Annotated in this window: 19 protein-coding genes; 1 reads left to right on the top strand and 18 read right to left on the bottom strand. The window is 43.9% G+C overall.

Features of this window, described 5'->3' with window-relative positions; all coding sequences use genetic code 11:
- Positions 1–37: 37 nt before the first annotated feature.
- The 6 genes from Q4443_RS07840 to Q4443_RS07815 form a co-directional block, all read right to left on the bottom strand.
- Positions 38–961 (bottom strand): carbohydrate ABC transporter permease, encoded by a 924-nt coding sequence (locus Q4443_RS07840; protein WP_000818344.1) that lies wholly within the window; start codon positions 959–961, stop codon positions 38–40.
- Between the two features lie 13 nt (positions 962–974).
- Positions 975–1,904: a sugar ABC transporter permease gene (locus Q4443_RS07835; protein WP_000714584.1), complete on the bottom strand. Its 930-nt coding sequence runs from the start codon at positions 1,902–1,904 to the stop codon at positions 975–977.
- Between the two features lie 357 nt (positions 1,905–2,261).
- Positions 2,262–4,142 (bottom strand): beta-N-acetylhexosaminidase, encoded by a 1,881-nt coding sequence (locus Q4443_RS07830; RefSeq protein WP_084856469.1) that lies wholly within the window; start codon positions 4,140–4,142, stop codon positions 2,262–2,264.
- Positions 4,136–5,005, bottom strand: a complete 870-nt coding sequence (locus Q4443_RS07825; RefSeq protein ID WP_084856468.1) for an ROK family protein — start codon at positions 5,003–5,005, stop codon at positions 4,136–4,138. The genes Q4443_RS07830 and Q4443_RS07825 overlap by 7 nt, the downstream gene beginning before the upstream one ends.
- A gap of 96 nt (positions 5,006–5,101) precedes the next feature.
- The gene (locus Q4443_RS07820) at positions 5,102–7,747 is read right to left on the bottom strand and encodes an alpha-mannosidase (RefSeq protein WP_303408230.1); all 2,646 of its coding nucleotides are present in this window, start codon (positions 7,745–7,747) and stop codon (positions 5,102–5,104) included.
- Between the two features lie 240 nt (positions 7,748–7,987).
- Positions 7,988–9,268, bottom strand: coding sequence for a glycoside hydrolase family 125 protein (locus tag Q4443_RS07815; protein ID WP_049518839.1), 1,281 nt, complete (start codon positions 9,266–9,268; stop codon positions 7,988–7,990).
- A gap of 170 nt (positions 9,269–9,438) precedes the next feature.
- Here Q4443_RS07815 and Q4443_RS07810 point away from each other — a divergent pair, with 170 nt between their 5' ends.
- Positions 9,439–11,526: a GH92 family glycosyl hydrolase gene (locus tag Q4443_RS07810; RefSeq protein WP_303408229.1), complete on the top strand. Its 2,088-nt coding sequence runs from the start codon at positions 9,439–9,441 to the stop codon at positions 11,524–11,526.
- Positions 11,527–11,562: 36 nt separating this feature from the next.
- Here the strand turns inward: Q4443_RS07810 and Q4443_RS07805 are convergent, their stop codons facing one another.
- From Q4443_RS07805 to Q4443_RS07750, 12 genes are all read right to left on the bottom strand, one after another.
- Positions 11,563–13,242 (bottom strand): alpha-L-fucosidase, encoded by a 1,680-nt coding sequence (locus Q4443_RS07805; RefSeq protein ID WP_049518884.1) that lies wholly within the window; start codon positions 13,240–13,242, stop codon positions 11,563–11,565.
- 520 nt (positions 13,243–13,762) lie between these two features.
- Positions 13,763–15,268: a zinc ABC transporter substrate-binding lipoprotein AdcA gene (adcA, locus tag Q4443_RS07800; protein WP_049479836.1), complete on the bottom strand. Its 1,506-nt coding sequence runs from the start codon at positions 15,266–15,268 to the stop codon at positions 13,763–13,765.
- Positions 15,269–15,277: 9 nt separating this feature from the next.
- Positions 15,278–16,084 carry a metal ABC transporter permease gene (locus tag Q4443_RS07795; RefSeq protein ID WP_000950023.1) on the bottom strand — a complete coding sequence of 269 codons (807 nt, stop codon included), beginning with the start codon at positions 16,082–16,084 and terminating at the stop codon, positions 15,278–15,280.
- Positions 16,077–16,781 carry a metal ABC transporter ATP-binding protein gene (locus tag Q4443_RS07790; protein ID WP_001269482.1) on the bottom strand — a complete coding sequence of 235 codons (705 nt, stop codon included), beginning with the start codon at positions 16,779–16,781 and terminating at the stop codon, positions 16,077–16,079. Before Q4443_RS07790 ends, Q4443_RS07795 begins: the two co-directional genes overlap by 8 nt.
- The gene (adcR, locus tag Q4443_RS07785; protein WP_001249328.1) at positions 16,781–17,221 is read right to left on the bottom strand and encodes a zinc-dependent transcriptional regulator AdcR; all 441 of its coding nucleotides are present in this window, start codon (positions 17,219–17,221) and stop codon (positions 16,781–16,783) included. The genes Q4443_RS07790 and adcR overlap by 1 nt, the downstream gene beginning before the upstream one ends.
- Before the next feature lie 147 nt (positions 17,222–17,368).
- The gene (nt5e, locus tag Q4443_RS07780; protein ID WP_049518841.1) at positions 17,369–19,420 is read right to left on the bottom strand and encodes a cell surface ecto-5'-nucleotidase Nt5e; all 2,052 of its coding nucleotides are present in this window, start codon (positions 19,418–19,420) and stop codon (positions 17,369–17,371) included.
- Positions 19,421–19,562: 142 nt separating this feature from the next.
- Positions 19,563–20,831 carry a D-alanyl-lipoteichoic acid biosynthesis protein DltD gene (gene dltD / locus Q4443_RS07775; RefSeq protein ID WP_049518842.1) on the bottom strand — a complete coding sequence of 423 codons (1,269 nt, stop codon included), beginning with the start codon at positions 20,829–20,831 and terminating at the stop codon, positions 19,563–19,565.
- Positions 20,824–21,063: a D-alanine--poly(phosphoribitol) ligase subunit DltC gene (dltC, locus tag Q4443_RS07770; protein ID WP_000351972.1), complete on the bottom strand. Its 240-nt coding sequence runs from the start codon at positions 21,061–21,063 to the stop codon at positions 20,824–20,826. The genes dltD and dltC overlap by 8 nt, the downstream gene beginning before the upstream one ends.
- A gap of 13 nt (positions 21,064–21,076) precedes the next feature.
- Positions 21,077–22,321, bottom strand: a complete 1,245-nt coding sequence (dltB, locus tag Q4443_RS07765) for a D-alanyl-lipoteichoic acid biosynthesis protein DltB (protein WP_303408228.1) — start codon at positions 22,319–22,321, stop codon at positions 21,077–21,079.
- Entirely contained in the window at positions 22,318–23,868 is a 1,551-nt protein-coding gene (gene dltA / locus Q4443_RS07760) for a D-alanine--poly(phosphoribitol) ligase subunit DltA (protein ID WP_049518844.1), read from the bottom strand. The genes dltB and dltA overlap by 4 nt, the downstream gene beginning before the upstream one ends.
- 20 nt (positions 23,869–23,888) lie before the next feature.
- Positions 23,889–24,020 carry a teichoic acid D-Ala incorporation-associated protein DltX gene (locus tag Q4443_RS07755; RefSeq protein WP_025168981.1) on the bottom strand — a complete coding sequence of 44 codons (132 nt, stop codon included), beginning with the start codon at positions 24,018–24,020 and terminating at the stop codon, positions 23,889–23,891.
- Between the two features lie 231 nt (positions 24,021–24,251).
- Entirely contained in the window at positions 24,252–24,956 is a 705-nt protein-coding gene (locus tag Q4443_RS07750; RefSeq protein WP_049518845.1) for an MIP/aquaporin family protein, read from the bottom strand.
- Positions 24,957–24,990: the final 34 nt, after the last annotated feature.

Below are 24,990 nucleotides of genomic sequence, written 5' to 3'. Positions count from 1 at the left end.
AAGTTGGGAAGGGAGAAACGGTGTTTCTCAACAAGTGCTATTCTTTCACACCACCGATCGTCAACCCTTTAACAAAGTAGCGTTGGAAGAATGGATACAGAATCGCGATTGGAAGGGTTGCAACAACAACCATGGCCATACGACCTGTTTCTTTCGGTAGAGCAACTCCCAGTTGGCCAGATAGGCCGACTGCTTTTGCAATGTAGTCCATATTTTGTTGGATTTGCATAAGCAAATATTGCAATGGATACAAGTTGTCACTCTTGATATAAAGAAGGGCGTTGAACCAGTCGTTCCAGAAACCAAGAGCTGTCAAAAGCGTGATGGTTGCGATACCTGGAAGTGACAATGGCAAACAAATCTGGAAGAAGATCCGAGCTTCACTGGCACCATCGATACGAGCAGATTCGAGAATGGCTTCTGGAATGGTCTTCTTGAAGAAGGAACGCATCAAGATGATGTTGAATGGTGAGAGGAGCATTGGAACAATCAAGGCCCAAACGGTATCACCCAGTTGAAGCAGGCGAGTAACCACGATATAGCCTGGTACCAAACCAGCATTGAACAACATACTAAGAAGAGCGAAGATTGTGAAGAATCTGCGGTACTTAAAGGTTGTACGTGAGATAGCGTAGGCATAAGTGGTTGTGATGAAGACGTTGGTCACTGTTCCGACTACAGTTACAAAAACTGAGATAAAGAGCGCTTGGAGGATCTTATCTTTAAACTGAGCTAGGAACTGGAATCCATCTACACCAAATTTCGAAGGGAAAAAGCTATATCCATACTGGAGGATGCTCTTTTCATCTGTCACCGAAATGATGATAACGAAGATAAAGGGCAAGATACAAGAAAGAGCGATCAAACCGGAGATGATACTAAAGAAGATATCTGCTTTCTTACTGAAGGAGTGAATGCCGACATTATCGATTTTTTCTTTTTTAATTTTCTTTTCTGCCATATTCTCCTCCTTTCTAGAACAAAGCTGAGTTTGGATCGACTCGTCTTGCAAGCAAGTTTGATAGGATAACCAGAATCAAACCGACTACGGATTGGTAAAGACCGGCTGCTGAAGCCATACCGATATCTGCTGTCTGAGTCAAACCATTAAAGACATACACGTCCAAAACGTTGGTTACATTGTAGAGCTGACCAGCATTGTGTGGGATTTGATAGAAGAGACCAAAGTCTGCACGGAAGATATTTCCGACTGCAAGGATGGTCAAAACTGTCACAAGTGGAGTCAACTGAGGAATGGTTACGTTGCGAATGCGTTGCCACTTGCTAGCCCCGTCCACTGTTGCTGCTTCGTAGTAGGTTGGATCAATTCCCATGATTGTCGCATAGTACATGACACTGCTATATCCAAAGCCTTTCCAAATACCTAGGAAAAGGAGAAGGTATGGCCAAATGCCTAAGTCAGCGTAGAAGTTGACTTCCTTCATGCCAATGGATGTTAGGAAATGGTTGAAAACCCCTTTGTCAATGTTTAGGAAGGCATCTGTAAAGAAACTGATGATAACCCATGACAAGAAGTAAGGGAACAACATAGACGTTTGGAAAATCTTAACCATTCTCTTAGAGCGAAGCTCGCTGAGGATGATGGCAATCCCTACTGATACAATCAAACCGATAAAGATAAAGCCGAGATTGTAAAGAACGGTATTACGAGTGATGATAAAGGCATCTTTTGAACTAAACAAGAATCTGAAATTATCTAACCCGACCCATTTACTATTCACAATACTATCTATGAAACCATTACTGGTCATATGGTAGTCTTTAAAGGCGACCACATTCCCAAATACTGGAATGTAAAAGAATAGAATCAACCAGAGTGCCCCTGGTAAAACCATCAAGAGAAAGATCCAGTTATCTCTCAAGGTCTTTGAAAACTTTTTCATAATTTCCTCCCTTTTTATTCCTAAAAACTGATTTCATCGAATTTTTAGGTTTGATAACGATTACATTATTAGTATACTCCTATTTGAAGGCTAGGTTAAACTACTAATTATAGAAAAAACTCCACAAATTATTTTTTGTGGAGAAGTTTTTTATAAGAAATAGGTTTCACGAGGAACACTCTGAACAAGGGACACGGTTCTTGTTTTTATACTCAATGAAAATCAAAGAGCAAACTAGGAAGCTAGCCACAGGCTGCTCAAAGCACTGCTTTGAGGTTGCAGATAGAACTGACGAAGTCAGTAACATCTATACGGCAAGGCGAAGCTGACGTGGTTTGAAGAGATTTTCGAAGAGTATTAAGTCGTATAAATCGTTGAAGCTGTCGCAATGGTATGCCACTGGTTGGCTGTTGTGGCTGCAAAGTCCTTGTCTGCGTAGAAGTCAGTAAATGGTAGGATTTCAACTTCTAGCTCGTCGATGCAGTCAATCTGCCCTGCCAGATAAGCCTCTATACGGCTTTCTGCTCGTTTGATACGTTGCAAGAGTCCGCCCATACGGATATCGACTGTATCCAAGCCAAAGACCTTATTTTCTTTCAACCATTGGTGGCTAAAGAGAGCGTGGAAGTGTTCGATTTGGCTTCTGAGTTTTGGTAATTCTTCTCTGGCGATTGCTTGCAGACTTTCTTTATCGTTTGTTTGGTAGGCCTGACGAATGCGTCGTCCCACATCGACTTTAGAACTTAAAATAGCATTCAACTGGGCCTGAGTTTCAAAGAGATAAGCATAGTTTCCAGCTTTTTCTTTGATTTCAGCAAGCGTCGCAGCTGCCTGAGCGAAGTGCGGTTTGTCCTGTTCAGGTGTCATGTGTCGATCAAGAATCGGACAGAGAACATCCTGATAAAAGACATAGCGGTTGGGATTAATCCCGCTGAGATTGCCTGGTAGATCTGGTAAGAGATTAGCTAGGTCAATCTGCATAAAGTCCTCAATTGATAAACCTGTATTGGTCTTGAAGTGAGCAGACAGACGGTCTAGGTCATTGCGGTAGCTGAGCTCTGCCCAGATTTGCAGACTTGGTAGAATAGAGAATTGGGCTGTTTCACCACCATTGTCTCCCCAACCCGTTACAATGACTTCTTTGATGTCGTTAGCACGACAGGCTTTGTTGGCTTCTACAGCAATGAGACGGCTGAAATGGTTGTTGGGTGTGAAACCGATCCACTTCCAAGCACCACCTGCAAAGGCAATATCTTGGCTAATCTTGTGATGGTTGCGGAAATTGCGATTGTATTTTTCCTCGCTATCCTGATAATAATCCCAGTAAACCAAGGTTACACGGTCTTTGAGACGATCTAGGTAGACACGAGTTTCCTCTGGAATCTCCACGTCACGATCGTACTGGCCATCCGCTGACATGAGTTTAAAGAACATATCACTCCACATCTGGCAGTGGAAACCATACTTGTCTGCAATATCCAGCACGCGCTCTAAGTGTTGACACATGAGGAGACTACGGTCTACAACACCGTTCAAGATGAGGTAACGTCCTAAACCAACCAAGTGGGCCTCGTCCATCCCGATATTGACCTTGCGAGTCTGCAGTTTAGATAGAGTGGCAAACATCCCGTCAATCAAATCATAAACTTTTTCTTCACCGATAAGGAGAATGTCCTCTACATCACGGAGTTCTTGCACTTCTTTGACACCCCATTTGACGAAGGCTGACAAGTGGGCCAAGGTCTGGATACAAGGCACAAAGGTCATATCAAACTGCTGGGCATAGGCTTCGATTTCCTGTAACTCCTCTGCTGAATAAGCCCCGCGGAAGTAACCAAAGTATGGCTGCCCCTCAATCTGATAGGTGTCTTCCATGTAGAGCTCGAAGGTCGAGTAGCCCATGAGTGCCAAGACTTCAATCATCTGTTTGGCAGAAGCCACATTCAGCACCGCATTTCGAGAACAGTCAGCCATGTAGGCCAACTCTTCATAAGCCGCCTGCTCCTCAATCCCTACTTTATCACCTTCTACTAGAGCTGTTGCCAATAAGGACAAGGCGCGGTAAAGTTGGTGAGGTTTGCGATAAGTCAGGTGATAGTGACCTCCCTCACCCTTGATAGAGATAGAGGCTTGGTCAGACTGAGCGACTGCTACCTCTACATCTGGTAAAGAGATATGCTTTGTCAGCAAGTCGATTGCCTGAGTTTGTTTGGGACTAAGTCCTGTAAAAATTACCATTGATTTTCCTCCTGCAGCCAGTTGACAAGGGCACCATAGAGATTGGCATCTGCATGATAGGTGCAAGCTTGGATAACTGGTGCGACAGTGTATTCTTCATAGGTCTCGACAAAGTTATCGACAGCCTTCTTGACACCTTGGATAAAGTCTGGGTTCTGACTGATAGATCCTCCCAGACTAATGACATCCGGGTCAATGAGATACTGGATATTGAGCAGTCCTTGCGCCAGATTTCGATTCATGCGTTCAATAGCTTCTTGGCAAAGGGCATTGCCTGCTGCAGCTTCTTGGTAAATCTTGCGTCCGTCCCAGTCAGTCTGACCAGATTTTTCAATCACGTATCGAACCATGTTTCCTGTAGAGGCTAGTAGCGACCAGTTGTTGAGCTTTTCTGCTGGTGCAATGGTTGTCATGTAGCCAAACTCACCACCTAAGCCGTGGCGACCACGGTGAAGTTTTCCATTGATAATCATAGCTCCGCCAATTCCTGTCCCAATAACGACACAGGCTGCATTTTCAATCTCTGGGTGAGCCAGCAGTTCACTAAGTCCAACACAGTTGGCGTCATTTTCTAGATGGACAGGTAGCTGATGATGAGCAAGAGCCTCATACCAAGAAAAGCCATGGATGTAAGGCACAGCACTGATTCCCTCAATGACACCTGTTTCTTGATTGACCGCGCCTGGGACGCTCATGGCAATGCCCTTATAATCTTTCTCCGACAGACGTTGGTCTAGCCATGCCAGTAAATCTTCTAGGGTTTCTGGTGTCGGTGTACTTGTCTTATCTAGTATTTTTCCATCAGGAGTCAGACTGGCAAACTTAATCCCAGTCCCTCCGATATCAATGGTAGCAATCGTCATATTTTCACCAAAAAAGGGACGAATCAGTAGTTTATCCTTACTCTTTCGCCCCTCCTTTCTATCTCATAGCATTAGTTATAAAACACTTTAAAACTGTTAAATGTCTTCTTTTTTGATCAATTCTGTACGAATTTCTTGTGGCGCTAAGAGTCCTGAATGAACTGGATATGGTCGCTCAAGTAAGTCAAGAATGGTTTGTTGGTGTTCTGATATGCGCACATTTTCTTGACTCATATTGTAGTAACGGAGGACATATCCCTCTTCATTTTCAGCCACTTTAAAGGCTGTTGGGCAAACTTGTGGTAAGCTGAGTGCCGCATGACTCAAGAGGCTACCAGTCGCAGCAACACTTCCTTCTTGTTTAGCAACCTGAAGACTAGTGAATGGTGTTTGGAAGGCTTTAGCACGACGGAAGGCTGAGAAGCGTTCTTGTGCTTGGTGGCATTCGAGAGCAAACTCGACTTCAAACTCACGCAAGCACTGAGCCTCTGGTGTCGGGAAGTAACCCCAGTCACCTAGCTCACCTGAGGCACGAAGGATGGTCACTGCAATGGTATCGTCGCCAAGGATTTCATACTCGTGCAGTCCTTTATTAGCCACCGTCACCCCTTTTTCATCATCATAAAGGCTGACAAAGGCTTGTTGGTGTTGTGGATTTTCAGGATTTTCCCAAGAAGCAGCTGGTTTGTTTGGTCGTGTCACCACCTCATAGATGCTTTCCGAATCATTGCTTGGACGCGTATTATGAGTCTTGACCAAGAGACGGATACGGTGATCCTTGGCTGTGTTAGTAAAGCGAGTCTTGAAACGAATCTGTGGATTGTCAACAAAGACGGTCATCTCTGTTTCCAGAGGAAGGGTTGTCAATTCTTCTGAGCGCCCAGCTTCGCGCGTCATAAACTCGATGATTCCTCTTTGTTCCGCATCCAGTTTTTCGTCTGCACTTACTGGAATTGTCAATTCATGCTTGAGCAAGATCTTGGCAAAACGAGCTGTATTTTCCAAGACTTCACAGCCTTTGAGTTCTGCGTAGATAGGCTCTGTTCCTTTTGGTTGGAAATAGATGTACTCATTTCCAATGTCACCACGGTCTTCAAAGCGAATAACATCTTCATAAGCTTCATGAGTTGTCTTGTCGTAGACCGTGATGTTTTCATCCACACTTACCGTTACAAATGGCGTATCAATCACTCCATTTTGGTAAATACCGTCACGGTGTTCTTGTTCTCCTTCAAGCAATTGGAAGGTTGTCCAAGAAAGTGGTGCCAGATGAACAGGCACTGTCACGCGCACCTGTCGAGCGATACGAGCCTGACGGAACTTGTCTTTTGGCAAATCATACTCAAAGTTAGCTCCCAAATCTTCGATTTTCGCTTCTACAGCATGCCCTTCCAAATCTTCAACACGGTATCTTGGCAAGGTCAAGGCTGCCATCTTCTTATAGCCTTCTGTTGGGTGCAATTCTTTAAAATCACAAGTCGCCACATCAATCACTGTGCTGACCGTATCAACCTTGTCATGCAAGCCTGTGTTGATGACCGTAAAGAGATGATCGCTTTGGGCTTCGTGGGTTGCAATTTTACCCTTCCACTCGTTGAGAAGATTGGTCTTAACGAAGTTTCCGACTTGGTTAACCTTGGCAAAACGTGTCTCCATCTCACGGTGAACCTCGTCCACGCTACAGCCACAGATACTATCATGGGGAGCATTTTGTAGAAGGACTTTCCAAGCATAGGTCAACTGGTCCTTATGGTTGTGCCCACCAGTGATGACAGTCAATGGCTCCACTACTTGTTCTAGCAAGTTGCTATTTTCTTGGAAGGCTTGTTTGAGGTAAATGCGTGATGAAGAAGTATTGGCAAGCGTGTACCAACCATCTGTTTCCTGACTTGTCAACTCACCCGTAACGGTAGATAGTTGCTCCGGTAGAGCACTTTCTACTGCATGGACATAGTCATCAAAGGAACTATGCACAAAGGTCACATCTGGGAAGAGTTCATTGGCCACACGAATGGCTTCGCTCAGATTGCGCTGTACAGGCTGGTGATCACATCCGTTCATCATCAACCATTGGTTGGTCGAAGCGTAGTCACGCACGTCTGACAATTTTTGTTTCCAGAAAGTTAGGGCCTCATCCTTATCAACTGGGATTTCATTCCCATTACTATACCAGTTGGCAAAGAGGATACCGAGGACACGACTTCCGTCCGCACCCTGCCAGTACATTTCTGAAAACTGGGAAGTAAACTGCTCATCTTCGAGAACTTGGTTGTCAAATCCAATCGGCTTGACACCACGCCCAAAGGCCGCCACGTGAATGCCTGATTTTTGAAGGATTTGAGGAGCTTGTCCCATATTTCCAAAGGTATCTGGGAAGTAACCAATCTGAGTGGATTTGCCCCATTTTGCACATTCTGCTTGACCAATCAAGGTGTTGCGAACGTTGGCTTCACTTGAAATCAAGTAGTCATCCTGCAAGATGTAGAAGGGACCAATTTTGAGTTTGCCTTCGTCAATGTAACCTTGGACTTTGTCGCGATTTTCAGGGCGAATTTCCAAATAGTCATCGAGGACAATGGTTTGGCCATCCAAGTGGAAACTCTTGAACTCAGGGTCATTTTCAAAAAGGTCAAAAAGATTATCAAATAATTCCACCAACTGCATACGGTGGCTTTCAAAAGGCAGATACCACTCACGGTCCCAGTGACTATGTGAGATAATATGTACGACAACATTTTCCATGAGTAAAACCTCATTCTAACTTAAATTTTAACGTTTTAAATGTAAAGGTGTGATTCTGACAAGAATCGGTGAAACTAAAGCGAGCTCCTTATACTCAATGAAAATCAAAAAGCAAACTAGGAAGCTAGCCGCAGGCTGCTCAAAACACTGTTTTGAGGTTGTGGATAGAACTGACGAAGTCAGTAACCATACCTACGGCAAGGCGAAGCTGACGTGGTTTGAAGAGATTTTTGAAGAGTATTAGCGGATATCCAAGTAATCCAAGACTAACTCGCAGAACATCATGTTGGCCCAAGAGAACCATTCACGAGAGTAGAGAGTCGGATCGTCTACGTGGAAGCTTTCGTGCATGACACCTGTTCCACCATCGCAGGCAACCAGCTGGTCCAGCAAGAATTTCTTCTCTGCCTTATCTCTTGTTGTCAAGCCTTGGATAGAAAGGGCAATGGGCCAGATATAGCGATAGAAGGTATGAGAACTTCCTAGGCCACTAGCGTATTTCCCTTGGTAGAAATATGGATTTTCAGGGCTCAGAATAGTGCGGCGTGTAGCTTGATACACTTCGTCTTCAATGTCGCAATAGCCCAGATAAGGCGCCGCCAACAAACTTGGTACATTTGGATCGTCCATGATGCTGGCATTTCCTAAACCATCCACTTCAAAGGCGTAAATCTTTTCACCCTTGCTGTTAGTTGTGTAAGCGTAATTTTCGATGCCTTCTTGGATTTCAGCTTGCAGGCGTTTAGCGTCTGCCACGATGTTTTGGTTATCAGCTAGATCCAGTTCTGCAAAGATTTCTTGAACATAACCCAAGACCACTACAGCAAACATATTGGACGGAATCAAATAGCTATACTGGCAGCAGTCATCACTCGGACGAAAGGCTGACCAGGTCATACCTGTCACTGCAAAGGCAGGTCCAAAGCCATCATTTACCAGAGTATCTTCCTTGCGGTCCGTATCACGGACAAAACGATAAGGAGAGTTCTTGTGGTCTTGTTCCACTGTCCAAAGATGAAGAATTTCCTTGGTCGCTGCGACAAAAGTCTCATCAAACTGACTCGTCTCTCCAGTCTCTTTCCAAAGGAGATAAGCCAACTGCAAAGGATAGCAAAGTGAGTCCACCTCGTACTTGCGTTCCCAAATCCAGCCATTAAGGTCGGTATGGTCAGTCTCATGGTGCCCCTTCCAGTTTTCCTCAATATTGAAGGAATTGGCATAAGGATCCTTGAGTACCAAGGTCATCTGACGCTTGACCAGACCTGCAATGGTCTGACGCAAGAGAGGATCTTTTTTAGCCACATGAAGGTAGGGTCTGAGTTGGGCCGTCGAATCCCGAAGCCACATAGCAGGAATATCCCCTGTCAAGACAAAAGTTGAGCCATCTTCTAGAATCTCGACCGTATTGTCCAAGGTGTCGGTGTAGCAACGCTCAAAGACATCCACCCACTCCGGATGGTCCTTAGCCCGCTCTGCTACTTCGTCTAACCATTTTCTAACAATTTCTTTCGAATAAATCATCGTGCAGTTTCCTCTTTCAAACAAGTTTCATGTTCAGTATATAGTTTTTGAGACAGAAAATACATACACAAATGATAGTCATTTTTCTACAAAATTGCTTACTTTCGAACCCCATATCTAAAGGCCTCATTTTTCTGATATAATGTAGAAAAACAGCTAAAGGAAAGACTATGAAACCAATACTTGAAACCATCGATACCCGCTTTGGGACTGCCAGCAAGCATGCCTTTTCTCGGGGAAATACCCTGCCATACACAGGCGTGCCTTTTGGGATGAATTATTTTGTGCCCCAGACCAGCGATCAGGAAGGAGCTTGGTTTTTCGATCCACATCTGCCCATCTTTCAGGGGATTCGATTGACCCATCAACCAAGTCCTTGGATTGGCGACTATTCTTGGCTACTCCTAACACCTATCACAGGCCAGATTGGTGGAGACGGTCTCTTTCATCGTCAGTCTTCCTATGACCTAGATAAGGCCTCTTTCCAACCTCATTATCTGAAGATTTTATCCCTACGCTATCAGATTGAAACCCAACTGACACCGACTTGCTATGGTGCCTCTATTCGTTTGGAGCAAAAGCAAGGCAAAGCCCTCGCCCTCTATCTTCACGCAGCAGATGACTTGACAGTCAAGCAAGTAGATAAGCGAACTCTTTCCCTACGACAAGAAGGCAAAACTGAGACCAACAAAAATCCGCTGATACTCTTTACTGCCCTACAAATGAACACGGATATTCTTGCTGTCAGCCAAGAAAGTGGAGACTGGCGAATTGACTTAGCAAGTAGCCAAGCCGAAATCCAGCTAGCAACTTCTTTCATCTCGCCTTCTCAAGCTCTGCTTAATCTACCTCAAAAGGACTTTGACAGCTGTAAAGCAAATGCCCAAGCAGACTGGGAAAATCTCCTCCACCGTTTTGATATCGTGGAGACAGGGGAAGCCGACCGAATCTTCTTTGATCACTGCCTCTACAGACTCTTCCTCTTCCCACAGACATTTTATGAAGCGAGCGAGTCAGGGCAAGCCATCCACATGGATCTGGCTACTGGTACTGTCAAACCCGGCGTCCTCTTTAGTAACAATGGCTTCTGGGATACCTTCCGCACCACCTTCCCCCTCTTTGCCCTTCTTATACCGGAACACTATCGTCTCTTTTTAGAAGGCTTTCTCAATAGCTACCGCGATACTGGTTTCCTGCCAAAATGGCTGGCTCCAGATGAACGTGGTATGATGCCTGGTACTCTATTGGACGGCATTATCGCAGATAGCGCCTGCAAGGATATGGCTCCCGACTTGGAAGAAGAACTCCTCCAAGCCATGCTGGAGACAGCCACTAAATCCGACCCTCTCGGCATCAATGGTCGTCACGGACTAGCCCAATACCAAGAATTAGGTTATCTCTCTACCGACCACCACGAAAGCGTCAGCCACACCCTTGACTATGCCTATAGCGACTTTTGTATCGCCAGCTGTGCCGAAAAGCTTGGTCAGAATGACATCGCGGAAACTTATAGAACTGCGTCTCAAAATTACCGCCATCTATTTGACGCTAAGACAGGTTACATGCGTGCGCGAGATCGTCAAGGCAACTTCCGTCCTGACTTCTCTCCTTACAGTTGGGGACGAGACTACGCCGAATGTTCTACCATTCAAGCGACTTTGGGCGTTCTCCACGACATCCCAGGCTTAATCCAGCTTATGGGCGGAAAAGAAGCCTTCAGCCACTATCTTTTGAAAGCCTGTCAGGGTGCTCCCCTCTTTGAAACCACCGGCTATGGTTACGAGATTCACGAGATGAGCGAGATGGCTACCGCTCCTTTTGGGCAAATCGCCATTTCCAACCAACCTAGCTTCCACATCCCTTATCTCTTTCGCTACAGCGACTACCCTGACTACACTGCTCTACTCATCAAAACCTTGCGTCAGAAAGCCTTTCACCCCAGCTGGCAAGCCTATCCTGGCGACGAAGACAATGGCAGTCTCTCGGCTTGGTACATCTGGTCAGCTCTTGGATTCTACCCGATCTGTCCGGGCAAACCAAGTTACGATCTCGGAATTCCTCTCTTTGACCATCTCCGTATCTACCTGGCTAAGGAAAATAAATGGCTGGATATCTATGCTGAACAAAACTACAGCCATTTTAACTTTGTCAAAGAGTGTCGATTGGACAAGAACTCTGTATCTAGCATCCAACACCAAGACCTCTTGAAAGCTGAGCAACTGACCTTCACTCTCAGCTGGCTACCAAATCACTCATAACCAAAAGAACCTTTGCATCACGCAAAGGTTCTTCTTTTATGAAACTTGGACCTGAAGCTGGTCAACAAGCTGCCCGCCTAGCGTCAAATTCAGATAAAAATCTAAGCTTTTATCTCCTGAAAAATACAAGGTTGGAAGCGTCAATCTTTTTTCAGTCTCGCCAACTTGAAACTCAATAACTTGAATCTCGTCCCGATAAGCGACACCATGCACACCCGTCCCTGGTTGAATCGAAATCTTAGCTTCCAAAGGACTGCTAGATTCTTTGCGCTTCACTGTAAAGTAGACATTTTCTCCCTTGGTCACAGTCAGACTTTTTTCTGAAAACTCTAGTTGCTGAACGGTATCTTTTCTCGACAAGGTAGGTGTTTTATAGAGTGAAATCTTGGTCAACAAAGGCAAAGCCTGTGCCTCTGTAATGGTCACGCGTATCTTCTGCGCCTCAAAGACTGTTCCTCGTAAAAGACGTTTATAGCCCACTGTAAATCCTGATCCAAACTCCTGCCAGACACCATCCAACTCTACCTGAACACGGAAAGCAGCAATGCGTTGCCCTAACTTCAAATCTTCCCTCAGCTCAATCACATCAAAAGTTTTAGGTGATCCTAAATCGAGCTCTAATTGGATTGGCAACTCTGCATCACTTGCCCATGAACTGATCCTCCGTCCATCTGTCAGATGATGACCGGCAAAGTCTGGTGATAGAGCAGGACCAGATACCTTCGCTCCCAGAGCCAAATCTTCTCTATAGAGCTCATCACAGTAGTCCCTAAATTCATACAATCGCTGGATATCCCTTTCATCAAAGAGGCCATCTTGGTTCGGTGGGATATTAAGCAAGAGTGGAGTTCCCCGCCCTACCGAGTGAAAGTAGATTTCGACCAACTCCTCGAGAGACTTGGGGTCCTGATCCTCATGGTAAAACCAGCCCGGCCGAAGAGAAACATCTGCCTCCCCGATTGAAAATAGCGTCCCAGAGGGGTCTCCGTGCTGTAGATAATCTAATTCCGCTTCTGTTCCTAACTGGTCTGGCTTGACTTTTTGCCACAAGGGATCCCCTGCATAGCCTCGTTCATTCCCAATCCAGCGAATACTAGTTCCCTCAGTTGAGAAAATCAAACAATCGCCCTGCAAGTCACGAATGGTTTCAAACCAAGTCTCAAACTCATAGTTGACCTTCTGGGCCCCTTCTCCTCGAGCACCATCCATCCACACCTCAGCGAACTTACCGGCATTCCCATAGGCAGGATTTGACAAGATTTCCTTCAATTGAGCCAGATAGTAGGCATTGTAGTCCGCTTCTTGGTCCACGTGATAGAGGGGACTGTGAGCATCCCAAGGAGACAAATACACTCCCATATCCATATCAAACTCAGTCGCAGCTTGGGAAACCTCGAGAAGCAAGTCACCATCCCCATCCCTCCAAGGGCTAGCCTTGACCGAATAATCTGTATGAGCTGTCGGGTAGAGGACAAAACCATCATGATGCTTCACCACCAAAATCAGCTTTTTAAAACCCGTTTCTTTGAGTACCCGAACCCATTCACGCGCATCCAACTTGGTCGGGTTAAAACGCTTGGGATCCTCTTGCCCACTTCCCCATTCCTGGTCATAAAAGGTATTGGGACCAAAATGGATAAAGGCAGCTAGTTCATCCTCTAAATAAGCTAGCTGGGCCTGGCTTGGTAATGGTCCATGCGGTTTTATTTTCGTCATCATCTCACATCTCTTTCTCTTGTTCACAAAGTTATCCACAATTTGTGGATAAGAAAACATTCCTAAAAACTAGTTTTTTCAGTCTCTAGCTCACCTGTCACCCTAAACATACCTTTGTCAAACAGCTCTGTACTAGGATTTCTACTATCTTTCCAGAAAGTCACTAATATACGAAACTATTATCAGGATACTTCAACTCCCTGAGTTGTATGTCATTTCCTTCTAGACTTATCCACAGACTGTGAATAAACTAGTGTTCCAGACCGCTCTCTCCTTGACTATAACAAAAAGCGATAGCAGCGTCAATATGACTAAGATTCCTTCCTAAATCCCCTGAAAAGATTCTATAATTTGTACAATCATAGCTTTTGCATTCGTCAGCTAGTGAGAATCAGTCAGTAGAAAATGACCTCTTTATCACATTGTGAACAGCACAGCTGTAGTACTATAGCGCCCACAACCTACTCGGATAATCGTTTCTAGCAAAAAATCCCGCAGATTTGCGGGATTCTCTCTTGCATCAATGCGCCAACATTTCTTGGGCGATTTCTTGGCCAGATAGGTTATCTGGATAGTAGGTTGGCCAGTTATCCATCTCTTCAAAGAGGGCTTCTTGGCTAGTACCTCCAAAGAAGATATGGAAATGTTCTGCCTTAACTGGAGCGATATTGTGGTCACTAAACTGAACATACTTGAACTGTCCAGCGTCCGCATCTGTCGCTTCAAAGAGGAAGCGCACACCACGATTGCCTTTCTTATATGTCAAGATTTTCTTGCCGACATACTTGTAGGTGAATTTCTTGCTTTGGCCACCTTGAACAAATTCCATAGTGTTGTCCGTGATGTTGATTTTGGTCACATCTGTCTGATAGCCTTTTCTATAGTAGGCCTTGTACTCATCCTTGGTCATCTTGCCAGTCAACTTAGCCTTGTAGTCAAAGACTTGATCAAAAGTTCCATCCTCAAGGAAAGGATAGACCGACTGCCAGTTGCCAACATAGTCACTCAAGGTACGATCTTTGACATCTGCATCCTCAAAGTAACCATTGTGAACTGTCTTGGTGTTTTCTTCCTTCTCTGGCTCGATTTCTGGTCCTTCTTGGTCCGTTGTCTGTTTCAAAGCTTTGAGGTTTTTCTCCATCACAGATATATAGTCCTCACCAGCCTTGGTTGCTTCTTCTGTCAGACTTTCTAGCGGATTGAGCACGTCTAGTTTGACACCTGTTTCTTTTGAGAGTGTATTAGCTAGGGCTTGTGAGGCATTTTCTTCAAAGTAGATATAAGAAATCTTGTTTTTCTTAATATACTCTGTCAATTCTGCCAAACGTGCTGCTGATGGTTCTGCATCTGGTGAGAGACCTGAGATGGATACTTGCTTGAGACCGTAGTCCAAGGCAAGGTAGTTAAAGGCAGCGTGCTGTGTCACAAAGCTCTTTTGTTTAGCTTGAGACAAGCCATCTGTGTAGGCCTTGTCCAAGGCTTGCAATTTTTCGATATAGGCAGCCGCATTCTTCTCAAAAGTCTCTTTTTTATCAGGATAATCTGCTGACAAGCTGTCACGGATATGCTCTACCAGTTTGATGGCGCGTGCTGGTGAAAGCCAAACGTGGGGATCGTAGTCGTGATGGTGACCCTCACCGCCATGATCATGCCCTTCCTCTTCTTCCTCACCACCTGGCAAGAGGAGCATATCACCTGTCGCCTTGATAGTTTTCACTTTTTTCTTATCCAAGGATTCTAACAATTTTGGAACCCAAGTTTCCATATTTTCATTTTCATAGACAAAGGTATCTGCGTCTTGGATTTTGGCAACTGCCTTAGCAGACGGTTCATACTCATGGGGTTCTGTACCAGCACCGATTAGAAGTTCTACATTAGCAGTATCTCCTGCGACTTGTTTGGTAAATTCGTAGACAGGGTAAAAGGTTGTCACGATATTTAGCTTCCCATCTGCCTGTTTTTGATTGGAACAAGCCACTAAAAACAGGGCACATAGACTAGCCAGTAGTAAGCTAATTTTTTTCATTTCATTCTCCTATTTGATAAAACGTTTCAGTAGACTGACTAACAAAAAGACAGCTACAAAGATAATGGTAATACTAGCGCTAGCAGGGGTTTCCGCATAGTAGGAAATATAAAGTCCTGCCACCATTCCCAAAAAGCCAATAGCGCTGGCTAGTAACATAACGGATTTGAAGTTTTTCCCCAGACGAAGGGCAATACTAGCTGGCAAGACCATAATGGTCGATACCAAAAGAGCTCCTGCTGCTGGAATCATAAGGGCAATCGCCACCCCTGTCACCATGTTAAAGAGGATAGACATGGTACGAACTGGCAAGCCATCCACAAAGGCCGTGTCCTCATCAAAAGTCAGGATATACATTGGTCGCAAGAACAAGAAAGTCAAGAGCAAAACGACCGCAGCAATGGCAAAGAGGAAAATCACCTGCTCCTGGCTAATAGTCACAATAGACCCAAAGAGATATTGGTCCAAACTCATGGAACTCGAACTTTTCCCCTTACTCATCACGATAAGGGAGACTGCAAGCCCTGTAGACATGAGGATAGCTGTCCCGATTTCCATAAAGTTCTTATAGACTGTACGGAGATACTCCAGAAAGACAGCAGCGATCAGGACAATAGCAATGGTTGAAATAGTTGGAGAAATCCCCAAAACCAGACCAAAGGCTACTCCTGATAGAGAAACGTGACTGAGGGTATCGCTCATGAGACTCTGACGACGTAAGATAAGGAAAGTCCCAAGAACTGGAGAAAAGAGACTCATGGCAATGACCGCCAAGAAGGCACGCTGCATAAAATCATAAGATAACAAACTAAGCATGGTCCACCTCCTGGTCGCTTTCGTGAACGTTAAAACAACGCCACGGCGAGTCTTGGTTACGGACTAGATGGATATTGCGATCTGCGTAGTCCTTGACCTCCTCAGGGTCATGGGTAATCATCAAAACAGCCTTGCCATGATGGTGGGCACTATGGTGCATGAGTTCGTAAAATTCATTTTTGCTTCCAGCATCCATCCCTGTCGTCGGCTCATCCAAGACAAAGATATCTGGGTCAGAAGCAAACATCCTTGCAATAACTGCTCGTTGCTTTTGCCCTCCCGAGAGAGAGCCAATTCGTTTGTCACGATGTTCCCACATACCAACTGAGTCTAGACTGGCCTTGATATGTTCCTCATCATGGGCGTTCAAGCGACGAAACCAGCCCTTTCGCGGATAACGACCCGACTTGACAAATTCATAAACCGTACTTGGAAAACCAGCATTAAAACTGGCAATCTGCTGGGGAAGATAAGCTATCCTAAGCTTTTTCCCATGAGTATTTGTCTTTGAGATGGTTACCTTGCCAAATCTTGGCTGCAAGATGCCTAGGCTCGCCTTGATAAGCGTTGTCTTGGCAGCTCCATTTTCACCAGTCAGGGTGACAAACTCCCCACTATCAACACTGTAGTTGATGTGCTCGAGGACAGGTTCTTTGTCATAATAGAAAGACAAGTCCTCTACTGTAATATACCGCATTATTTGATTTCTCCTACTAAAGCAGTTAAAAACCGCTGGATAACTTCTTGTTCATTTGGAGTAAACTGACTTGCCACTTGTTCATAGGCTAAGAGCGTGTGTTCATGATGATGGTGGTGTTCCTCTGCCACTGGTCGAGCTAGTTCTGTCAGTTGGTAAAAAATCACACGCGCATCCTTTGGATCTCTAGATGTCTCTAACATACCCTCTTTGACCAAAGATTTGATAGCCTTGGTCACTGCTGCCTGACTGACGTTAAGACGACGGGCCAACTCCGAGTTGGTTAGGGATTCTTCTGACAGGAGCATGAGGATATGTTCCTGAGTGTTGGTCAAGGCAACGTCACTCGTGCAATGCCCAATCAGAATTTCATGCTGGTTCTCAGATCTCAAGATCACCTCGTTTAAAAAGTTATCGATTTCCTGTGCAAGCTGTCTCATGTGTTACTCCTTCCCTAGCTATCTTTTCGTAAAAAACATAGATAGCCACCGATTCTTTACTGGTTAATTATATCATAAACCAAAAAAGAGTCAAGGGAAAAAGGCGTAAAAACGTTTCCCTAGACTCTTCTAGATGTGAAATTTAACCTATTTTAGCTTTGGTTTTCGGCTCGATAAGATACCTGCCAGACCAGCTACCATTCCCATCAAAAGCAAGAAGATGGATTGTTCACTTCCTGTATTTGGAAGAGCTTTTTCTGAGACAACTGCCTTCTTGCTAAATTGACCTGCCACCTCATAAGTAAGTGGTACATTCGTAGTCGCATCGCTAGCAGCTGTATTCGTTTGAGGTGTTTCTACTGGCAGACTAAAGTTTTTAGAATCCACAGAAATCGTCCGTGAGTTCGGATTAATCTTTTCATACTGGGTCAAATCAGCGGTTTTCAGATACTCTTCAAAGGCTGCATCCATAGAAGGACCTTCTTCTCGCGCACCACCTAACATCGTGTAGCCATCGCCACCCGCAGCTAGGAAATCATTGGTTGCAAGGTAGTAAATTTTTGCGAGGTCTAGGAGATCATAACGACCAGTCGTGCGGTTTTTGACCTGGATGGCCAAGACACGTTTACCTGATGGTAGATTGGTATCATAGTAAACCTTCACACCTGAAACTTGCAAGAAGCCACCACTTGGTTCTAGCAATGGTTGTCCGTTCTCATCCAAGACCTTCTTGCCATCCTTATCGACCTGCAAGATAGATCCGAGTGACTTTTCAAACATATCTAATACTTGTTGCCCAGTCACTTGGATTTGTGAGATGGTATTTCCAAATGGAAGAACGGCAATGACATTTCCTTTCGTAATCGGTTTGCCTTTTGCAATAGTTTCACGCAAGCCACCACCATTTGTCACAGCGATGTCAGTCGGATGGCTAAATCCTGTCTGACCATACTGATAGAGGGAGTCCGCTACGACGTTTCCGAGGTTAGTTTCACGAACCCGAACATTTTCACGATCTCCGTTGAGTTCTACAGGGCTGTTTGAAACGACTTCAACAGCATTTTCAGCATCGTATTTTTGTTTAATGTCTTTGACCAGTTTTTCTACTGTTGGATTGGCTGGTAATTTTTTAGCATCAGCAGCCGGAATCTGAGTTGGATTACCCAAAAGCTGACGAGATTTGTAGGTGATTTTTCCTACATTATGAAGGTAGCTTCCTGTCTGGTTATAGGTAACATTGTCTCCATAAGTCGTTGATTCTACTGTATGAGAGTGACCGTCGATTATTGTTACGCGTTTCCCTTTCAAACGAGGATTTTTAGACAAGGCTTCTGCCAAAGTTGAACCACGCCATTCGACTGGAGTTGTAGTATCCACACCCAAGTGAGCCAGTACGACATAGTGTTTGTAGTCCTTACCTTCTGCACGAGCCTTGGCTTGAACTTCTTCGATGACCTTATTGACTTCAGAGATTGGATCTGTAAAAGTTACCCCTTTAATGTTTTTAGGGTGGGTTTTTGTAGCAGTTTCAGGTGTTGTCACGCCGATTACAACAAACTCATCACCTTCCACAGTCTTATCTTTATCAACGATTGTGGAAGCTTCAAAGAGACGAGCACCATTGACGTAGGTATTTGAACTAAGTAATGGGAATTTCAAGATTTCCTTGTATTTCTTAGCTTCGTCTAAACCAAAGTCAAACTCATGATTTCCTACTGCCATGGCATCATACTGCATCTGATTGAGAATTTCGGCGCGTGCTTCACCCTTAGTAGAGTTGGAAATCGGTAAACCTTGGAAAGCGTCTCCCGCGTCAACAACCAGAGTATTTTGATTTGATTTTGCACGCTCCTGCTCAATGACAGTCGCTAACTTGGCATCTCCAATTACTCCTTTTTCCTCTACAATACGACCATGGACATCATTAGTGTGTAAGATAACGGTGTCCTTTTCTTCGCTTTTAGTAGATTCAGCAGGAGCTGACGGAGCTTCTGCAGGTGCAACCGCTTCTGAAGTTGCCGAAGTTTCCGGTACTGCAGGGCTCTCAACAGGGGCTGGAGTCGCCGACGTAGCAGGAGTCGCCACTACAGCTGAACTTTCTGCAGGAGTTGTTGCTTCTTCAGCATAGACTTGTCCAGCTAAGAAGGCTGGAGCTAACAGGGCTGTCGATAAGACAGGTAACAAAGAACGTTTGTTCATTTTAAAATCCCTTTCTTTTCTTTTTCTCTTTTATATTATACGCTATTTCTAAAAATTTTGAAACTTTTGACCTATTTGCATCTTAAATATTCGCCATTTAAACAAAAAAGCTTGGGTTTAAATCCCAAACTTTTAACTCTTTTTATTGGAAATCTTTGATATTCCCATCATAGGTCGCCCAGTCCTTGCTAAAGAAGCGGTCATTCATCTTGTAGTCTGGAGCTGGTTTCGGATCCGTCAAGAAGGGATTGACAACCTTATCAAAAGCCAACCAACCCAACCAACCAATATGAATGGTGTCCTTGACAAAGTACGGATCTCCGCCTTTTTTAGAAAAGTCAGCAATGTTGGTGAAACCTTGACTTTCTAACTGGTAACGAATTTTCTCCACTGCATGCTGGTACATCTCTTCACTGAGCCCTGTGTACTCCATCCACTTCTTGTTAACCGGCTGAATAACAAAGAGTACATTGACATTCGACTTAGCAAATTGATTGAGGACCAGCTGCAAATCATTGTACTCGGAGGACTTGAGGAAGTTGTAATTTTTTTGATACCCTTCCCATTTTTTTAAATCCTTTTGAATCTCTCTCGTATAGAAATGATTTTCCATCCCCATATCGTTATTGGTCGTATTTGCTTCTGCGTCCTTACGAACAATTTTTTCTAACTCATCATAAGAAAATTGATCCGGAAGATCTTTTAAATAGTTCTCCACGTGTTCCTTGTACTTGAGTTGTCCTCGAATGGAGAATTGTCCAAAGAGAGCGGATTGTTTTTCGTTGAATCGCGCAAAAATATCAATAGCAACCTGATCAACATCTGATAATTCTTCACCCTTTGACAGTTTTTGAACAATGCTTTTTAATGCAACATTAGGATTCTGCTTTAACAATCGAATAGCCGCATGCTTTGCAGCAGTATCACCAGATTGATTTCCCAAAAAAGCTGTCAATTGGTCGCTGTTAAAAAATCTCTGAAACGCTGCGGGTTCATAATCTGTCTCCGTAAACCACTGAGGCGAAATCACAAATACAGCCTGCTTATTCTCTATTTCTGGCAAAATTTGCTGTAGACCAAAATATTGATTGAGAGAGGCTGCTCCTGCTTGTCCTAGAAAGTAAGGACGATAGGGACGATGATATTTTTCTGCTAAAACAGCTGGATGGACACTATCAAATCGAATCCATTCACTAGACCCTAGAAAAGGAATAAAACGCATATTTGGATCCGTAAGAGCCCTTACTTTTTGGCTTCTCTCTTTAAAACTCTCTGCACTAACAGAAGCCGCCGAGTATTTTTCCTCCGTCAAATTATGGCTTGTTGTACTTGGATAAAAAAAGATGAGTAGAAGAACCAAAAATCCAGCAATGAAGATAGGCCCGAAGATCAGCCACAAGCGTTTAAGCATTCTTCAACTCCGTAATACCTTCTACGATTTTATTAGCCGTATTCCAGTCATCACGACCGAACTCCGTCACTGGAACACGAATGTCAAAACGGTTTTCAATCTCAACAATCAATTCAACCGTTCCCATGCTATCCAAGACACCGGCATCAAAAAGATCTTCATCCATCATGTCAGAAACATCTTCCATAAACAACTCATCAATAATTTCAATAACTTCTGATTTGATATCCATTTTTTATATCCTTTTATTTTTTAAACCATAAATCATTCAAAAATCCAGAAAAGATTAAGAATGAAACCATCACGACATGGAAGGTGACAACCATGCCAAGCAACTGAATCCAGCGATTCTCAGGTAAGGAACCCTTTCCAGCTTTTTTCCGTTCTTTATTGAGCGCTTTTTTCTTACGAACCCAAGCATCATTGATAACCAGTCCAATCCCATGGAAAAGTCCATAGGCGATGTAGTACCAGGTCACACCATGCCAAAATCCCATAATCAGCATATTGAGAATATAGGCTACACTTGAAGTGACATTGCGATTTTTAAAGACCTTCTTTCTGGTCAACACCATGACCATCCGCATAAAGACAAAGTCACGGAACCAGAAAGACAGACTCATGTGCCAACGATTCCAAAACTCTTTTAAATCCCTTGACAAAAAGGGCTTGTTAAAGTTGATAGGACTATGAATACCCATCAAGTTTGAAATGGCTAAGGCAAACATAGAGTAGCCCGCAAAGTCAAAGAAGAGCTCCAGACCAAAGGTGTACATGACCGCTAAAGCGTAGAGGTTAAAGAAACCACCTGTCTGCAAGGCCAAATTTTTCAGCGGAGGCAATAATGTCTCTCCTAAAATGTGAGCCAAGATAAACTTGTAGAGGAAGCCCAGCATGATATATTTGACAGCCTCTTCTAGCATATCCATCAGCTCATCCCGCTCAGGAATGGTCTCGTAATTTTCATTGAAGCGTTTGAAACGATCAATGGGACCACTTGAGAAAGTCGGCATAAAGAGAAGAAAACGTAAGAATTGCCAAATCGTTAAATCTTTGATGACACTGTCTCTCAACTCAACGATAACCCCAACTGCACGAAAAGTTAAGTAAGAAATCCCTAAAAATCCAAACAAAGATTGAGGTCCATGAATAGCAGGAGATACTTTCACAAAGACGATTGGCAATAGGGATAGAAAGCTAACCAGGTAAAATATCCATTTACTATCCCGCTTTTTCCTGTACCTTTTGTAGAAAGATACAAGCAGTACTTGCCAGATAACATAAAGGATCAAAGCGCTTATTTGATTCGTCTTTCCACCGACCAACATGGTGACGATAAAGAAGAGACTAACAAGCACCTCATACAAGGCAAAGCGTTTCTTGAAAAAAAGACCAATAAAGATAGGTAAAGTCGCAACAATTACGTATAAAAAGTACTGAAGATCACCATAAGGTTCCAAATGAGGTAGCTGTTTATAAAGCTCCATCATCTACTGTTTACCTCGTTAATCAAGCCCTTGATATCAATTTTACCATTAGGCGTTAGCGGCAAACTATCTCGATAAAGAAACTTAGAAGGCATCATATAGGACATCATGATATCTGCTAAGTCTTCCTTGATAGCCTTGGTAATATCGATATCACGCTCAAACTGCTGACGGACACCGTCCTTTAGGATGACATAGGCCAGTAGATTTTGTACCTTGTGGTCCTTGTTATAACGTGGGACAGCAACAGCCGACTCGATATAGCGAGACTTGTTGAGGTTTTGAGAGACATCTTCAAGCTCAATGCGATAACCATTGAACTTAATCTGGAAATCCATTCGTCCACCATAGAGAAGCAAGCCCTCATCTGTCATAGTTCCTACATCTCCTGTGTGGTAGGCCGGAAGACCTTCGAACTCAAAGAAAGCTTCTGCCGTTTTTTCAGGATTATTCATATAGCCTTTTGAAACAGCTGGCCCAGAAACAATGATTTCTCCCTGTTCACCATTTGGCAGCTTATTGCCTTCCTCATCAATGATAAAGGTTGGAGAATCCGCCTTGGTATAGCCGATTGGTAGGCGTTTGAGAGTCGCCAACATCTCGTCCGTCACGGCAACTGCTGATAGAGCCACTGTTGCTTCTGTTGGACCGTAAGCATTGATAATTTGGGCATTTGGGAAACGCTCGCGCAGTTTTTGAGCTGTTTTGACCGTCAATTCTTCGCCATCAAAGTAGAAATGCGTAATGCCTGGCATTTTCTCACTATTAAAATCTTCTGACAACATGGCCATATCTGCAAAGGAAGGCGTTGAGGTCCAGATAGCGATTGGCAATGAAAAGATGGTCGCAAATAGTTGCTTAAAGTCCTGAGTAATGGCTGAAGGAAGAGCGAAAAGCGTACCACCAAGTGCCAAGGTTGGCGCCCAGTACATGACAGATAGGTCAAAAGAATAAGGTGGCTGAGCCAGCATTTGTGGACGACTTGGCGTCGCAAATTCTTTGTCTGTAATCATCCAGTTGGTAAAACTGAGGAGATTGTCATGGGAAATCTGCACCCCCTTTGGCTTACCAGTCGTACCAGAAGTAAAGATGATGTAGTAGTTGTCATCTCCCTTGACTGGATGCGTAATCTCGTAGCTAGAAGCTTGAGCAAAAGCTTCATGAACTTGCTCCAAATTCAGCATCGGTGTGCTAGTTTGCTCTAATGGAAAATCCGAGATGGCAATAATCAAACTTGGCTCTGCAACTTCTACGATAGCAGAAACTCGTTCCAAGGCCGAATGGCTGTCAATTGGAATATAGGCATGCCCCGACTTAGTCAGCGCTACAAAGGTAGCCAACATCTCATACTCCTGACCACCAAAAACGACGACTGGAGATTTCTCAGGCAAGCCAAGTCGATCAATAGCTGCTGCCAAACTATCTGAATCAGCCTTCAGATCACCATAAGTGTGCTCTTGACCTAAAACATTGTAGACAGGATATGTTGGCTGTGTTTGAGCAAAGTGCTCAATCGTTTCAATCATATCTTTTATCGGTTTATTAGACACAGTTTTTCTTCTCCTTCAAACTAGAACTCATTATAAATAAAGGTTCCTTGGCTCTGACCAAGGTAACTAAAAAAATAAAGCAAACCAAGTAAGATTACAAAATATAGGACGGTCTGTCCCAAAAACATATACAATTTTCTGTGTTTTCCCATAGTTAGTGTGTTCAATTTTCTATGATTTTTCAAAAAAGCTATGCAACTATGCATTTACTATCTTATCTTCCTAACATTTTACCATTTTATCAACCTTTTTTTCAACTGTTTACCATAACTTAAAAGTTCGTTTTAGCTTATTTTAAGATAAGTTAAAATATTAATGTTTTGGCCATCAAAAAAGAGCTTGAGATTTCCATCTCAAACTCTGTTGCCAATAACTCTTTTATCTTAGAAAAGTGAAAATACGAGAACTGCTAGGGTCGCTCCGAGGATAGGTCCTACAACAGGAATCCAAGCATAAGACCAGTCCCCATCTCCCTTGTTTGGAATTGGCAAGATGCTGTGCATGATACGAGGTCCAAGATCACGAGCTGGGTTCAAGGCATAACCCGTTGTCCCACCTAGTGAAAGACCGATACCGACAATCAACGTTCCCACTGCAAAGGTCCCTAAACCGGCTTGAAGGTCATAGAGTCCCAAGGCAAAGATTGTCAAGAGCAAAACAAAGGTACCAAGGATTTCGCTAACCAAGTTCGATACTGTGTCCTTGATGGCTGGTCCAGTACTAAAGGTCGCTAGGATATTTCCTGCATTTTCTTCTGCCTCATAATGTGGTTTGAATTGCAACCAAACCAAAATCTGAGCCACCATCGCTCCTGCGAATTGGGCTAGGATATAAGGGAAAACAGAAGCCCAAGAGAGCGTTCCTTTTAAGGCCATCGCAAACGTCACAGCTGGATTTAGGTGGGCTGGGCTAAGCGTGCCAGATACAAAGGCCGCAACGGCTACAGCAATTCCCCATCCCATAGTAATCACAATCCATCCTGAATTGTTACTCTTGGTTTTGGGAAGAACCACACCTGCTACGACACCATTTCCTAGGAGGATAAGGATTAAAGTCCCCAAAAATTCTCCAAATAATTCTTTCATCATATCTTTGTCTCCATTTAAAAGAAGGAGAGAGAAA

Source organism: Streptococcus sp. GP0011, assembly GCF_030546305.1.
Lineage (GTDB): Bacteria > Bacillota > Bacilli > Lactobacillales > Streptococcaceae > Streptococcus.
The sequence above is the reverse complement of the archived record's forward strand: the minus strand, read 5'-3'. Positions and strand labels throughout refer to the sequence as shown.